16 protein-coding genes are annotated in these 13329 nt (G+C 32.3%); 8 read left to right on the plus strand and 8 right to left on the minus strand.

Translation table 11 applies throughout. The features are described from left to right. The first annotated feature begins 103 nt into the window (after nucleotides 1-103). The 4 genes from AC1EUU_RS03985 (at nucleotide 104) to AC1EUU_RS04000 (ending at nucleotide 4435) form a co-directional block, all read left to right on the plus strand. Entirely contained in the window at nucleotides 104-760 is a 657-nt protein-coding gene (locus tag AC1EUU_RS03985; RefSeq protein ID WP_480200081.1) for a TonB-dependent receptor plug domain-containing protein, read from the plus strand. Between the two features lie 324 nt (nucleotides 761-1084). Next, the gene (locus tag AC1EUU_RS03990) at nucleotides 1085-1840 is read left to right on the plus strand and encodes a hypothetical protein (RefSeq protein ID WP_480200082.1); all 756 of its coding nucleotides are present in this window, start codon (nucleotides 1085-1087) and stop codon (nucleotides 1838-1840) included. 77 nt (nucleotides 1841-1917) lie between these two features. Further along, nucleotides 1918-3564 carry an AMP-binding protein gene (locus tag AC1EUU_RS03995; protein WP_480200083.1) on the plus strand — a complete coding sequence of 549 codons (1647 nt, stop codon included), beginning with the start codon at nucleotides 1918-1920 and terminating at the stop codon, nucleotides 3562-3564. A gap of 28 nt (nucleotides 3565-3592) precedes the next feature. Next, nucleotides 3593-4435 carry an alpha/beta fold hydrolase gene (locus AC1EUU_RS04000; protein ID WP_480200084.1) on the plus strand — a complete coding sequence of 281 codons (843 nt, stop codon included), beginning with the start codon at nucleotides 3593-3595 and terminating at the stop codon, nucleotides 4433-4435. A 2-nt stretch (nucleotides 4436-4437) separates the two neighbouring features. Here AC1EUU_RS04000 and AC1EUU_RS04005 read toward each other — a convergent pair whose 3' ends face one another. Together AC1EUU_RS04005 and AC1EUU_RS04010 are read right to left on the minus strand one after the other, a co-directional pair. Next, a complete protein-coding gene (locus tag AC1EUU_RS04005) occupies nucleotides 4438-4722 on the minus strand; it encodes an LETM1 domain-containing protein (protein WP_480200085.1) in 285 nt (94 codons plus the stop codon). After that, complete coding sequence (locus AC1EUU_RS04010; RefSeq protein ID WP_480200086.1) at nucleotides 4722-5885, minus strand: proline dehydrogenase family protein; 1164 nt, start codon at nucleotides 5883-5885, stop codon at nucleotides 4722-4724. The genes AC1EUU_RS04005 and AC1EUU_RS04010 overlap by 1 nt, the downstream gene beginning before the upstream one ends. An 87-nt stretch (nucleotides 5886-5972) precedes the next feature. Between AC1EUU_RS04010 and aroB the strand changes: the two genes are divergently transcribed. Continuing rightward, on the plus strand, nucleotides 5973-7040 hold the full coding sequence (aroB, locus tag AC1EUU_RS04015) for a 3-dehydroquinate synthase (protein ID WP_480200087.1): 1068 nt from the start codon (nucleotides 5973-5975) through the stop codon (nucleotides 7038-7040). A 29-nt stretch (nucleotides 7041-7069) separates the two neighbouring features. Here aroB and bshA read toward each other — a convergent pair whose 3' ends face one another. Beyond that, nucleotides 7070-8203, minus strand: a complete 1134-nt coding sequence (bshA, locus tag AC1EUU_RS04020; protein ID WP_480200088.1) for an N-acetyl-alpha-D-glucosaminyl L-malate synthase BshA — start codon at nucleotides 8201-8203, stop codon at nucleotides 7070-7072. 120 nt (nucleotides 8204-8323) lie between these two features. Here bshA and AC1EUU_RS04025 point away from each other — a divergent pair, with 120 nt between their 5' ends. Beyond that, complete coding sequence (locus AC1EUU_RS04025; RefSeq protein ID WP_480200089.1) at nucleotides 8324-8956, plus strand: NUDIX hydrolase; 633 nt, start codon at nucleotides 8324-8326, stop codon at nucleotides 8954-8956. A gap of 47 nt (nucleotides 8957-9003) precedes the next feature. Further along, the gene (locus tag AC1EUU_RS04030) at nucleotides 9004-9816 is read left to right on the plus strand and encodes a lysophospholipid acyltransferase family protein (protein WP_480200090.1); all 813 of its coding nucleotides are present in this window, start codon (nucleotides 9004-9006) and stop codon (nucleotides 9814-9816) included. On the opposite strand, the gene AC1EUU_RS04035 is transcribed toward AC1EUU_RS04030, so the two are convergent. After that, on the minus strand, nucleotides 9813-10283 hold the full coding sequence (locus AC1EUU_RS04035) for a Dps family protein (RefSeq protein WP_480200091.1): 471 nt from the start codon (nucleotides 10281-10283) through the stop codon (nucleotides 9813-9815). The two genes, AC1EUU_RS04030 and AC1EUU_RS04035, sit on opposite strands and share 4 nt — an antisense overlap. A 105-nt stretch (nucleotides 10284-10388) precedes the next feature. Here AC1EUU_RS04035 and AC1EUU_RS04040 point away from each other — a divergent pair, with 105 nt between their 5' ends. Beyond that, on the plus strand, nucleotides 10389-11345 hold the full coding sequence (locus AC1EUU_RS04040) for a LysR substrate-binding domain-containing protein (protein WP_480200092.1): 957 nt from the start codon (nucleotides 10389-10391) through the stop codon (nucleotides 11343-11345). Nucleotides 11346-11362: 17 nt separating this feature from the next. Here the strand turns inward: AC1EUU_RS04040 and AC1EUU_RS04045 are convergent, their stop codons facing one another. From AC1EUU_RS04045 to AC1EUU_RS04060, 4 genes are all read right to left on the minus strand, one after another. Then, nucleotides 11363-11557, minus strand: coding sequence for a hypothetical protein (locus AC1EUU_RS04045; protein ID WP_480200093.1), 195 nt, complete (start codon nucleotides 11555-11557; stop codon nucleotides 11363-11365). Nucleotides 11558-11680: 123 nt separating this feature from the next. Then, nucleotides 11681-11950 (minus strand): hypothetical protein, encoded by a 270-nt coding sequence (locus tag AC1EUU_RS04050; RefSeq protein WP_480200094.1) that lies wholly within the window; start codon nucleotides 11948-11950, stop codon nucleotides 11681-11683. Between the two features lie 52 nt (nucleotides 11951-12002). Further along, nucleotides 12003-12626 (minus strand): CatA-like O-acetyltransferase, encoded by a 624-nt coding sequence (locus AC1EUU_RS04055; RefSeq protein ID WP_480200095.1) that lies wholly within the window; start codon nucleotides 12624-12626, stop codon nucleotides 12003-12005. Further along, on the minus strand, nucleotides 12623-13324 hold the full coding sequence (locus AC1EUU_RS04060) for an HAD family hydrolase (protein WP_480200096.1): 702 nt from the start codon (nucleotides 13322-13324) through the stop codon (nucleotides 12623-12625). The genes AC1EUU_RS04055 and AC1EUU_RS04060 overlap by 4 nt, the downstream gene beginning before the upstream one ends. Nucleotides 13325-13329 lie beyond the last annotated feature (5 nt).

A 13329-nucleotide genomic window follows, 5' to 3' on the forward strand; every position in this document is an offset into this window, starting at 1 on the left:
AACTATAAAACCCATTTTAAGTTATTTATTAAAATTCTAACAAATAAGTGAAATTGGTATAATTATTGTTAATTTTGAGTTATTCAAATACAAACTTTAAAATATGAAACGTATTCTTTTATTGACAGTACTATTTACATTAGCTAGCCTATCTACTTTATCATCTCAAGAAGCTACTGCGAAAAAAGTTCAACTTTCTGGAATTGTTACAGACTATGACAATAAACCAATTAAAGGCGCAAGAATTTTTATCGATTCCCTTAAAACAAAGGTTAAAACAAATAAAAAAGGGTATTATAAAATAATGATATCACCTAAAAACAAGTTAATAACCGTTTTTTCTGCCAAACATGGAGTTATTGATATAGAGTATACTGGTCAGAATAAAATAAACTTTATTTTTCCAGAAAATAATGAGATCATTTCTAAAAGAGATTTTACAGATTTAGGTTATGGAGCATCTACTTATGGTAGTGACGGACCAGACTATTCGAACTATACAGATATCTTTCAACTGCTAAGAGCCAAATTTCAAAATGTACAGGTGACAGGAGAAACAATTAGAATTAGAGGAACTGGTGCTTCTGTATCTCAAAGTGGTGGAACATATGCACCCCTATTTATTGTGAATGGAACTCAAGTTAGTAATATTAGTGCAATATCACCATCTGATATTAAGACTATAACTGTTGAAAGAGCGAACACAAGTCTTTATGGAACTCGAGGAGCTGGTGGGGTGATAAAAATCAAGCTCAAGTAAAAATAAATATCTACCTTATAATATAAACCTGGTTTGAAATAAATCAGGTTTTTTTATCACAAAATTTCTGAATTGAAACCAAATTGTTTAATGCTTTGAATAGTATCTATTGTAAATTTTAACATTTGTTAAAATTATTTAGTAACTTTATAATCAACGAACTAAACTAAACCAACAAGATGTTCCCCTTCATTCTTGTAATTTCTTCGCGTAAAATTTGGTTAGACAACCAACGACCCTCAACTTCTACCACCCTACTGGAAGGATCAAACCCCTTGCAATTATTCAAAATCAACATGTATTAATTAAACTAATTAAACCATTATGAAAAAATTTAAAGCATTAATGTCTTTGACATTAACACTATTTCTTGTTTCAAGTATTATAGGACAAGAAGAACAACCAACCATGTATGTGGTGCATCAAGACAATGTAAAATTTGAAATGATGCCTCAATATGAGGCCGCTGCAAAAGAACTTGTGGAATTGTGTAAAAAGCATAATATACAAGCACCCTGGACCTCTATTGCAATAGAAGATGGTAGATATGTTCATGTATCTCCAATAAAGAATATGGCCGAACTTGATAAAAACCCAATGGCTGCTCTTTCTGAAAAAGAAGGAAAAGAAGTTATGGGGAAGCTATGGGAAAAATACGACCAATGTTATGACTCTCATAGTAACTCAATAACTCATTTTGTTCCGGAATTGTCATATTTACCAGAAGGTGTTTCGAATGAAGGTGACAATTTTAGAGAATATCATTTTTTATATTTCCCTCCAAAAAATGCTAAAAAAATGAAAGAAGCAATGGCAGCAGTTAAGAAAATGTTTAAGGATAAGGGCTCTAAAGCAGCTTATAGCGTATTTAGAAGCGGATTCGGTAGTCCTGAAAGTTATTATTTAGTGTCAATTTCTGGAAAAAACCAAATGGAAGTTGCAAAAAACGGAATGGAAAATGACGAACTCTTAGGCGATGAGCGAAAAGCAGTATTTTTTAATGTAATTAAATTAACTTCTAAGTATGATCAAGTGTTAGGTAATATTAGGCCCGATTTATCATATGCACCAAGTAAATAAATAGTTTAAAACTCCTATTTAGTAATGGTACTAAATAGGAGTTTTATTTTATATTTATCCTTAGACTTATTTAATTAATGAAATTACACAATTCACCACTTCAAGCTTTCTTATATTGGGAAGAAAGAATACCCAATTCTATATTTCTAAAACAACCAATTAACAATGAGACCATCAACTATACCTATATAGAAGCTGGTTATCAAGCGCGTAAAATGGCTTCAGCTTTACAGGCATATAATTTACCAAAAGGGAGTCATGTTGCATTATTTTCAAAAAATTGCGCACATTGGGTTATAGCAGATATAGCAATTATGATGGCTGGGTATATTACAATACCTATTTACCCAACCTTAAATGCAACATCAATAAAACAGATAATTACTCATAGTGAGTCAAAGGCAATAATCATTGGTAAGTTAGATGATTTTGAATCGCAAAAATCTGGTATATCTGATATTCATAAGATAAGTATTGACCTTTATGGTGAGAAAGATGGTGCTCTATGGAGTGATCTAATTGAGAAAAATCAACCAGTTAATAAAATTCATCAGCAAGAAAAGGATGATCTAATAACAATAATCTATACCTCAGGAACTACTGGAACACCAAAGGGCGTAATGCACACGGTTGGTAACTTTATGGAGAGCTCGTATACATTGATCAATGAATTTTCGGTTAAAGAACATCCAAGATTATTTTCATATTTACCTTTGGCTCATGTTGCTGAACGCGTTGGCATTACAACACTAGGGCTTATTCTGGGGGCTCAAATATCGTTTGCGCAATCATTAGAAACCTTTGCTAAAAATTTGGAAGACACCCAGCCAAATATCTTTTTTGCAGTACCAAGAATCTGGACGAAATTTCAGGAAAAGATCTTAGAAACCATTCCGCAAAGTAAATTAAGAGTTTTACTATCAATTCCTCTTTTAAATTCATTTTTGAAAAATAAATTGAAACAAAAATTGGGTTTAAAAAGTGCAAGCTTAATAGTATCTGCTGCAGCCCCGTTGCCAGTTAGTCTTATTAAATGGTATAAAAAAATCGGTATTACTATATTACAAGTATATGGAATGACTGAAGATTGTGTTATTTCACATGGCAATCATCCAAGTAACAATAAAATTGGTACCGTAGGAAAACCATATCAATCTATTAGTGCTAAATTATCTGAAGAAGGAGAAATTTTAATTAAAAATAACTGCCTAATGAAAGGCTATTTTAAAGAACCCGAATTAACCAAGAATTCTTTTACAACCGATGGTTATTTGAAAACGGGGGATATTGGCGAGTATGGTCATGATGGTTTCTTAACAATAACAGGTAGAATAAAAGATCAGTTCAAGACAGATAAGGGTAAATATATTTCTCCAGCACCAATTGAACTAGAAATGCAAAAAAATACAGATATAGAGCAAATATGCGTTGTTGGAACTGGTATTCCTCAACCCATAGCATTAATTACTTTATCAGAATTAGGTAAGAACAAACCAAAAGCACAGCTCAGTGATAGCCTTATTGATACTGCTAGCCAAGTTAATACATTGTTCGAAAAGCATGAAAAAATCGAGAAAGTTGTTATCATGAAAGAAGATTGGAATGTCGATAACGGGCTCACTACTCCAACCTTAAAAGTAAAAAGAAACAGTATCGAGAAAATTCATCAACCCTATTATAAGCAATGGTTTGAAATGAAAGAAAAGGTAATTTTTGAATCATAAAAAATATTAAGCAACACTAAGTTTAGAGATGATAAAAATAGAGCAAATACCTATTGAAGACTTAATCTTTGATTGCAGAGTAATTGGTAATAGAGATGATGAATTGGTTCTATTTCTTCATGGTTTTCCTGAAACTTCGTTTATGTGGATCGCCTTAATGAAAGAGATTTCAAGTAAAGGTTTTTATTGCGTTGCACCAAATCTTAGAGGATATAGTAAGAATGCCATTCCTAGAGGTAAAAAAAATTATACCATCACTAAACTTGCAGGCGATGTATTGCAAATTGCTAAACATCTAAATAAAGAAGTATTTCATTTAATTGGTCATGATTGGGGTGCAGCAATAGGATGGTATATTGCTCATGAGCAGTCAGATAAACTGTTAAGCTGGTCAGCATTATCTGTTCCACATATTTCAGCATTTGCAAAAGCAATTACTACGGATCCAGACCAAATCAAAAAGAGTCAATATATTAGGAGATTTCAAATTCCATTTTTACCAGAAATACGTATAAGAAAAGACGATTTTAAATTGTTTAGAAAACTTTGGAAAAGTAGTAGCCCAGAAGCCATTGAAGATTATTTATCTGTTTTTAGAAATAAAAAATCTCTTACTGCTGCACTTAATTATTATCGCTCCAACTATAAAATATTCTTAGTTTCTTCTTTAGGTGATATAATGGTGCCCACTCTTTTTATTTGGGGTGAACATGATGTTGCCATTGGAAAAACTTCTGTTGAAAATAGCCATGCATATGTAAAAGGGTATTATAAATTTGTGAAATTGAATTCAGGGCATTGGTTAATTCAAACAAAATATCAAGAAATTAGAAATGAAATTCTTGAGCACCTTTTTAAATTCAAAAAGTGATTTTAATCTACATCATCACGAAAAGCACTTGGTAATATATCTGGAATCAATTTTATAAGCAATGGTAAGAGCAGTGCCCCTCCGGGTAACATAAATATTGCAAAGGCCGGAATTGCTTTACAAATGTCTAATAGCTGAATTTTTATCTTTTCCTTTTCTTCTTCAGATAATGAAGTAGTAGTTGATTTCTTTATTAATGCTACAGCTTCTTTACTTTGTTCGAGCTCTTTCAATAAGCGCTTCTTATTCTTTTGCAATAGCTCTTTTATTTCTTCTTGAGTAGTCATTACAGTTTTCTGCGCTTACGCTCTTTCTTTAATAAACTCAACTCTCTGCTTGTTTGCCCGGCTACAGAAGTGTTTTCCTCCGCTCGTCTAATTAAATAAGGCATTACATCTCTAACCGGCCCAAAAGGTAAATATTTTGCAACGTTATAGCCTTGAGCAGATAGGTTAAAGCTAATATGATCACTCATACCATATAGCTGTCCGAACCATAAGCGTCTATCATTCTTTAGAATACTCTTTTCTTTTGCTAACTGCATTAATTTATACGAGCTTTCTTCATTGTGCGTTCCTGCAAACAAAGCCAACTTATCATTTTCCATAAAGAACTTAATAGCCTCGTTATAATTATCATCGGTTGCCTGTTTATCCTTACAAATTGGCGATTTATAACCTTTTTCTTCAGCTCTATCTCGTTCCTTTTCCATATAAGCTCCTCTTACCACTTTCATACCGATAAAGTAGCCTTTTTGTTGTGCTCTTTTATATAAATCTTTCATATAATCCATTCTATCCCAACGATACATTTGCAGTGTATTAAAAACAATGGCCTTTTCTTTATTATATTTTTCCATCATTTCTTCAATCAGGTCGTCCGCCGCATCTTGCATCCAACTTTCTTCAGCATCAATTAATAATGGAACATCTTTTTCATAGGCCGCCTTACAGACGGTTTTAAACCTTTTAACAACCTTTCCCCACTCCTCTTGTTCTTCAGAGGTTAAACGTTCACCTTCCGTTAATTTTTGGTAAAGTGCAAACCGCCCAAAACCGGTGGGCTTAAATACTGCAAATGGAATACTATCTTTTTCTTGAGCAAAGTCAATGCTCACTAAGGTTTTTTCTAAAGCCTTTTCAAATTGTGATTCTTCTTGTTTTCCTTCCACTGAATAATCCAGTACGGCATGAACATTTTTAGAATACATATTTTTTATTACAGGCAAGCAATCTTCTTCATTAATGCCACCACAGAAATGATCAAAGACTGAAGCACGTATTAAATGCTCAACCGGCATATGTGCTTTTAAGGCAAAATTGGTAATAGCTGTACCAATTCTTACCAAAGGTTCACTTTGTATCATTTTAAATAAAAAGTAAGCACGATCTAATTCAGTATCAGATTTTAATGCAAAAGCTGTTTTAGTGTCTTCAAAAAATTTTTCCATGAGTACCGTAATCTTTTCACAAATATAGCTACTCACCACATTTTTTTTCAATAAATTCGCATTTTTATTATCAACAAAGAGTGCACGGTGAAAGCTATACAATCTACAGGATATCTTATTCATTTTCAAGAGTATGCTTATACTCAATTAAACAATTATTTAAAAAATAATGGGTTTTCAAAAGTATTTATCCTTGTAGACGAAAATACTGCTAACCATTGTTTGCCAAAATTCTTGCAACAATTACAGAATGACATAGCTCATGACGTAATTACCATTAAAGCCGGTGAAGAACATAAGAACATTGATACCTGTACTTATGTGTGGCAAAAACTCACAGACCTACACGCTGATCGTAAAAGTCTACTTATAAATCTTGGCGGTGGAATGGTAACAGACTTAGGCGGTTTCGTAGCTTCTACATTTAAACGCGGTATTAAATTTATTAATATACCTACCACGCTATTAAGTATGGTGGATGCTTCTGTTGGAAGTAAAACAGGTGTTGATCTCGGTAGTCTTAAAAATTTAATTGGACTTTTTAGTGATCCAGAGATGGTTTTAATTGACGTTTCATACTTAGATACCATGAATGCTCGTGATCTTAATTCTGGCATTGCGGAAATCATTAAATATGGATTAAGCTATGATAAAAACCTATGGAAGACCCTAAAGGAAACCAATGATTTTACAGAAGATAAACTTGAAGCCATTATACTTCGTTCTATAGAAATAAAGAACGAAATTGTACTTCAAGACCTCAAAGAAAATGATCTTCGTAAGATCTTAAATTTTGGACACACCGTTGGTCATGCTATTGAATCTTATTTTTTAGAGACCAAGAGCAAACAGTCACTAACACATGGTGAGGCTATAGCTATTGGAATGATTATAGAAACCTATGTTTCCACGAAATTATTTGGTTTTCCAAAGAATGAATTAGAAATTATTAAAGCCAAAATAATTGATCTTTATGGAAAAACTATTATTCTTGAAAGTGACTATACTCCTATCTTAGATTTAATGAAGCATGATAAAAAGAATGTTGGTAGTAGTATAAACTTTGTTTTAATAGAAGATTTAGCCAAATTTAAAATTGATTGTGAAGTTCCTCAAAACCTTCTGATAGAAGCACTGAACTATTACAACGCATAGTAATTTCAAATTTTTTACTTAGAATTTCACTAACAACATTTTGCCTTTACATCTTTATACATGTCTTCATAAATTGGCAACACCCTATCGATAGAGAACTTTTGAGCAAAATTTTGAGCATTTGTTTTAAATCGATTTAATTGCTCTTCGCTTTCTAGTATTTTAATTGCATTTTGAGCCATATCATTTACATCACCCACATTGCTCAAGAAGCCCGTTTCACCTTGTATATTTACTTCTGGTAAGCCACCCGTATTAGTTGATATTACAGGCGTGCTTGCTGCCATAGCCTCTAATGCCGCTAAGCCAAAACTCTCGGTTATAGATGGTAATAAAAATAAATCAGAAAAGCATAAAATTTTATTGATTTCATTGCTATTTCCTAAAAATAAGACGCGGTCTTCAATGCCCAAATCACATACCTGTTTTTCGGCATTTTCGCTTTCTGGTCCATCGCCCACCATTAATAATCGTGAAGGAATCTGTTGCTGTACCTTATAAAATACATCAATGACATCGTGAATACGTTTTACCGGTCTAAAATTACTCACATGAGTTATAATTTTTTCATCTTCACTAGCCAAAGAACCTCTATCACAATCTGAAATCTTTTTTACCGCATATTTTTCAAAATCGATAAAATTATAAATCACTTCTATGTCATTTTGAACATTAAATAGGCGTAAAGTATCATCTCTTAAGCTTCTAGATACTGCCGTAACCACATCAGAATTATTAATGCTAAACTCAACAGCAGTTTTGTAGTTGGGGTGGCTCCCCACTAAAGTGATGTCGGTACCGTGCAATGTAGTAATAATGGGAACGTCAATACCGTCTTCCTTAAGCATTTGTTTAGCCATGTAAGCGGCATAAGCATGTGGTATGGCATAATGTACATGTAGAACTTCAATATCGTATTGTTTTACTACAGCAACCAGCTTACTTGATAAAGCCAATTCATAAGGTTGAAATTTAAATAAAGGATATTCTTCAACAAAAACCTCATGAAAGTAAATATTTCTGGAAAGTGCATTTAAACGTACAGGCTGTCGGTACGTAATAAAATGAATTTCGTGTCCTTTACTTGCTAAAGCAATGCCGAGTTCGGTAGCAACCACGCCACTACCGCCAAAAGTAGGATAACAAACAATACCTATTTTCATGTAATTTTTTTAATAATAGTCGTTCGAAAAACGTAAACTTTCATAATGTTAGCAATGAGCAAAATAATTAATAGTAAATTTGCCCCCGTTATACATTTCAGTGTAAAATTAAGCTAATAAATGGATTTCAATTCGTTTTTAACACATCTTTCACAAATAAAAGAAGTTCCTCTTGGCGGACTTACTTCTCAATTTAAAATGGCTCCTGCCCTACGTTTAAAGTTTACAGAAGAAAGTATTGCTAAGAATAACCCAAAGGAGTCGGCAGTACTTGCACTTTTTTATCCTGATAAAGAGCAAAATACAAGATTTGTCTTAACCTTACGAGCAAGTTACAATGGAACGCATTCAGCCCAAATAAGTTTTCCGGGAGGTAAAAAAGATGAAGTTGACGGTACACTTCAACAGACCGCTTTGCGCGAAGTTGAGGAAGAAATTGGACTTCAAAAGGAGCAAATAACTATTTATCGGGAGTTATCAAAAACCTATATTCCACCAAGTAATTTTTGGGTAACACCGTTTATCGGATTTATAAACGAGCAACCTTCTTTTACGATAAATGATGAAGTTGCTAAAATAATTGAAGTTTCTCTAAAAGATCTGCTAGATGATAAATCTTTGACTCAAAAGAATTTAACAACTTCATATATGGAAAATATCGAAGTACCTTGTTTTTTTCTTAATGGTCATATTGTATGGGGAGCTACCGCAATGATACTAAGTGAACTTAAAGATCTTATAAAAAATACCTAAAACTGTTTCTTTTTGTAAGTTTGCAACTAGAAATGCACTAAAATTATATGAAGCTATTCAAACAAGACCCCTTTGGGAATGCTTTATTTCTTAAAAAATTTTTGATCAGATTTATTGGTCTTATTTCCCACCAACGATTTAGAGGTTTTAATAAACTTCATATTGAAGGCTCAGAGATTTTGAGAAACTTACCCGAAAATAATGTGCTTTTTGTTTCTAATCATCAAACGTATTTTGCCGATGTGGCTGCTATGATGCATGTTTTTAATGCTGCCTTAAGCGGACGAGATGATTCTATAAAAAATGTGGGGTATTTATGGCAACCAAAATTGAACATTTATTATGTTGCGGCATTAGAAACCATGAAAGCAGGTATATTACCAAAAATATTTGCTTACACCGGCTCAATTTCCATTGAACGCACCTGGCGAAGTAAAGGTCAACAGATTAATAGACAAGTAAAAATGTCTGATGTTAGTAATATAACTAAAGCCTTAAACGATGGTTGGGTAATTACCTTCCCACAAGGTACTACAACCCCTTTTAAGCCAATAAGACGTGGTACAGCACATATTATTAAGCAAAATAAACCCATTGTAATACCCATTGTGATCGATGGTTTTAGACGAGCTTATGATAAAAAAGGTTTAATGATCAAAAAACGTAATGTTCTACAATCAATGGTGGTCAAAGAACCCCTTGATCTAGATTATGAAAATGACACGGTGCCAGAAATTGTAGAGAAACTCCAATTTGCCATCGAGCAACATCCTTCACTTCTTAAAGTTATTTCTCCTGAAGAATATGCGAAACAAGAAGCAGAGCTTAATAAAAAACGAGAGTTCTGGAACTTTAATTAAGCTAACCAAGCTTTAAGCATCCAAACTGTCTTTTCTTGCTCAGATATAAAATCGCTCATCATTGCGTTGGTTCCTTCATCATTGGCATTATCAGATGTTTCTAAAATGGTACGCTCAATTTGTAAAAGTTTTGACAATGATGTCGCGATTAAATTAACAGCATCAGTATCTTTTGAAATAGCTTTTCCAACAGGTACTTTCGCATTATCAATATAATCATTGAAAGTGTGTAGCGGAGTTCCCTCTAGAGTTAAAATACGTTCGGCAATCATATCTACTTTTTCTTGAGCGTCCGTATACAATTCTTCAAATTTGGTGTGTAGCTCAAAAAAAGACTTTCCTTTAATATTCCAATGCAAACCTCTTAAGTTTTGATAATAGACCTGAAAATTGGCTAATAATCCGTTTAAATCTTTCACTAAAGTCGCCGCTCCTTGGCTATCCAATCCTATACTATTTGTGCTCATCTTTAATTTCTTTTAATTACAACACAAATTTCTTGAAAATTCAATCCTTGCAACTATAAATTTAATTGATAGTTTTTATATATTTATCGTCAAAATTTATAATTAATGACGATAACACAATTAAAATATGTTTTAGCAGTAGCAGAACATCAAAATTTTACTACTGCTTCAGAAAAATGTTTTGTTACACAGCCTACATTAAGTATGCAAATACAAAAGTTAGAAGAAGAATTAAGTGTAACGATATTTAATCGAAAAAAGAAACCTATTGAACTCACACCAATTGGAGAAAAAATTATCGAGCAAGCAAAAGTTATTGTTGATGAGAGTAATCGAATAAACGATATTGTTGACCAACAAAAAGGATACATTGGTGGCGAATTTAGATTGGGCATTATTCCTACGGTTACTCCTACTCTTTTACCGCTCTTCTTAAAAGCTTTTGTCAATAAATATCCTAAAGTACATCTAAAAATTGAAGAACTCAATACTGATACCATACTTACAAAATTAAAAGATGGTCATTTAGATGCCGGTATTGCTGCCACACCACTTGAAAATAGCAATATTAAAGAACGTGTTCTTTACTATGAGCCTTTTGTAGGCTTTATGGATGAGAATCATCGATTATTTAAGAAAGATCTATTAGCTGTTGAAGATTTAGAAATTAATGACATCTTACTTTTAGAAGACGGTCATTGCTTTAAAGATAGTGTCATTAATTTATGTACTACTTTAAAAAATAGCAATGATGATCATTTTAGGCTAGAAAGTGGTAGTTTCAATACTTTGCTTAAATTATCAAAGGAGGGGTTAGGAATGACCTTATTACCTTATTTACATACCCAAGATATTCAAGAAAAAGATAAAAAATACTTAAAAGAATTTGAAAAACCTGCTCCTGCAAGAGAGATATCATTGATCTATCATAAATCGCAATTAAAAATGCAACTTATTGAAGCCTTAAAAGCTACAATTGATGGCGTGATTCGAGGGGTAATTTCTTTTAGTGATGTGAAAATTATTAGTCCGTTGTATAAAACAAAAAAGGAACTTTTTTAAAGTTCCTTTTTTGTGGTTTATTTAATTACTGCCATGCAAACATAAAGTTCAGGTTTGTTAGCGGTAAATTCACCAAGCCATATTCGCAGTTCCTCAACCTCATGAGGGAGTAATCTGTCTATGGCCTTTTCTAATTCTTTACAAAACAATTCTACGTTAAAGCTAACTTTTTTAAGAACTGTTTTTGTATACTCAAACATTGCTCTTGCCATATGTTTTTGCAGGTATTTAAGTTAGGCTATTTAATTAGAACGCTAGGTAATATAACTTATTACAATCTAAAATGTTAAATAAATATTAACGTTAAAACTAAATCGGTTAATGCTTCTAAATTACTATAATTTCTGAATTTTTCCAAGAAGCCCGTTAGCCTTATCTTCTAATTCCTTACTTATAGCTTTAAAGTGCTCTCTTTTATTTTCTACATCCTTTTCATGGATTTTTTCAATCAATGCATCAAAGGTTTCAATAGCTTCATCAATTATTTTTTCGGCTTTATTCGCTTTCTTGTCATCTTCTTGTAGCATTTGCCACATATAACATTCTTCTATAATATCAGATAAAACGTAATTTATGTCTTTCTTTAAATTTCTTACACTTGCCATGATTTCATTTTAAAATTCTTGCAAATTTACACTAAATCAAGAAATTAATTATTTAAATATTTGATAAGTTTTTCTGAAATTCTTCAACAAATAGACCAACATGGTATCCATCTACCAAAGCATGATTAACTGCAATAGCAACCGACATTTTAAGGCTTCCTTGCTTTTCAAAAGCTTTTCCAAAAGCTAATCTAGGTACACTATCTTTATTATTACCTGCAAAAGTCTCTTTATGGCCTGTAAAATTTACCCAAGGAATGGCAGAACAATAAATACAGTCAGTTGAATTTGTAGGTGGAAACAAGTCTTCAGAATTTAAAATGCGCTCTTTTTCTTCTAAAAAATTAGCATTAAAAGTCTCAAAATTTTCAGCATAATGAATAAACGAAAACCCATAAGTATTATCAGGTCTAGCTATAGTTGCCGAAGCCGCTATTTCATCAAAAATTATGATTTTATCTTCTATTATTCGATACTTAAAATTTTCAATGCTGTTGATTGCTTTAATAGCAGCATGCAGGTATCTAGAGAAAAAAGAAGTATTCGTTTTTTTTGCTAATTCATAGGTATTTGTTACATCTACCTCTACTGTTATTGCAAAAAAAGGATCAACAAGTGTCATATAATGTTCAAAATGTCGCTTTCTATTCCATGACGCGATATCTAATTCCTTCATTTGTGCAATAGCTTTAATACCTCTTTGAGGCTTGAGACCGTATGATAGTTTTGGTTATTCTCTTTTTCTTCTATTTCTTCATGCGCCCAGGTTGTATGAAACGGAACATGAATCGCTTTCGCGCCGATTGACAATAATGGTAAAATATCAGATTTTAAGGAGTTACCTATCATCAAAAACTCTGAGGAATGGATATCTAAATTTGAAAGTAATTTTCTATAGTTCTCTTCCTTTTTTTCACTTAATACTTCAGTATGATGAAAATATTTTAGAATATTTGATTTTTCTAGTTTTCGTTCTTGATCTAATAGATCTCCTTTTGTTGCTACAATGAGTTTATAGCTTGGTTGTAGCGCATTTAATGTTGCCTCAACTCCATCTAATAATTCAATAGGTTTCATTAACATTTGCTTCCCTAAATCTATTATTTTTTGAAGTGACTCTTGATCTATAGTATTATTGGATAATTCTAAGGCCGATTCAATCATTGAAAGAACAAATCCTTTAACTCCATAGCCATACAATTCTAAGTTATCCATTTCAACTTTAAAAAGTTCTTGCCCTATTTTATTTTCGGTCTCAAACTCTGACAGTAATTTTGCAAATTCATGTTCAACCTCTCTAAAATAGGTTTCATTTACCCATAGTGTATCGTCGGCATCAAAGGCAATTACTTTTATTTTTGAATAGTCTATCATTTATA

Source organism: Maritimimonas sp. 2205BS37-2 (assembly GCF_056591755.1).

What these genes read in the sequence shown, in the direction of transcription:
- AC1EUU_RS03985 (WP_480200081.1), top strand. Translation starts at nt 104, where the DNA reads ATGAAACGTATTCTTTTATTGACAGTACTATTTACATTAGCTAGCCTA.
- AC1EUU_RS03990 (WP_480200082.1), top strand. Translation starts at nt 1,085, where the DNA reads ATGAAAAAATTTAAAGCATTAATGTCTTTGACATTAACACTATTTCTT.
- AC1EUU_RS03995 (WP_480200083.1), top strand. Translation starts at nt 1,918, where the DNA reads ATGAAATTACACAATTCACCACTTCAAGCTTTCTTATATTGGGAAGAA.
- AC1EUU_RS04000 (WP_480200084.1), top strand. Translation starts at nt 3,593, where the DNA reads ATGATAAAAATAGAGCAAATACCTATTGAAGACTTAATCTTTGATTGC.
- AC1EUU_RS04005 (WP_480200085.1), bottom strand. Translation starts at nt 4,722, where the DNA reads ATGACTACTCAAGAAGAAATAAAAGAGCTATTGCAAAAGAATAAGAAG.
- AC1EUU_RS04010 (WP_480200086.1), bottom strand. Translation starts at nt 5,885, where the DNA reads ATGGAAAAATTTTTTGAAGACACTAAAACAGCTTTTGCATTAAAATCT.
- bshA (WP_480200088.1), bottom strand. Translation starts at nt 8,203, where the DNA reads ATGAAAATAGGTATTGTTTGTTATCCTACTTTTGGCGGTAGTGGCGTG.
- AC1EUU_RS04025 (WP_480200089.1), top strand. Translation starts at nt 8,324, where the DNA reads ATGGATTTCAATTCGTTTTTAACACATCTTTCACAAATAAAAGAAGTT.
- AC1EUU_RS04030 (WP_480200090.1), top strand. Translation starts at nt 9,004, where the DNA reads ATGAAGCTATTCAAACAAGACCCCTTTGGGAATGCTTTATTTCTTAAA.
- AC1EUU_RS04035 (WP_480200091.1), bottom strand. Translation starts at nt 10,283, where the DNA reads ATGAGCACAAATAGTATAGGATTGGATAGCCAAGGAGCGGCGACTTTA.
- AC1EUU_RS04040 (WP_480200092.1), top strand. Translation starts at nt 10,389, where the DNA reads ATGACGATAACACAATTAAAATATGTTTTAGCAGTAGCAGAACATCAA.
- AC1EUU_RS04045 (WP_480200093.1), bottom strand. Translation starts at nt 11,557, where the DNA reads ATGGCAAGAGCAATGTTTGAGTATACAAAAACAGTTCTTAAAAAAGTT.
- AC1EUU_RS04050 (WP_480200094.1), bottom strand. Translation starts at nt 11,950, where the DNA reads ATGGCAAGTGTAAGAAATTTAAAGAAAGACATAAATTACGTTTTATCT.
- AC1EUU_RS04055 (WP_480200095.1), bottom strand. Translation starts at nt 12,626, where the DNA reads ATGAAGGAATTAGATATCGCGTCATGGAATAGAAAGCGACATTTTGAA.
- AC1EUU_RS04060 (WP_480200096.1), bottom strand. Translation starts at nt 13,324, where the DNA reads ATGATAGACTATTCAAAAATAAAAGTAATTGCCTTTGATGCCGACGAT.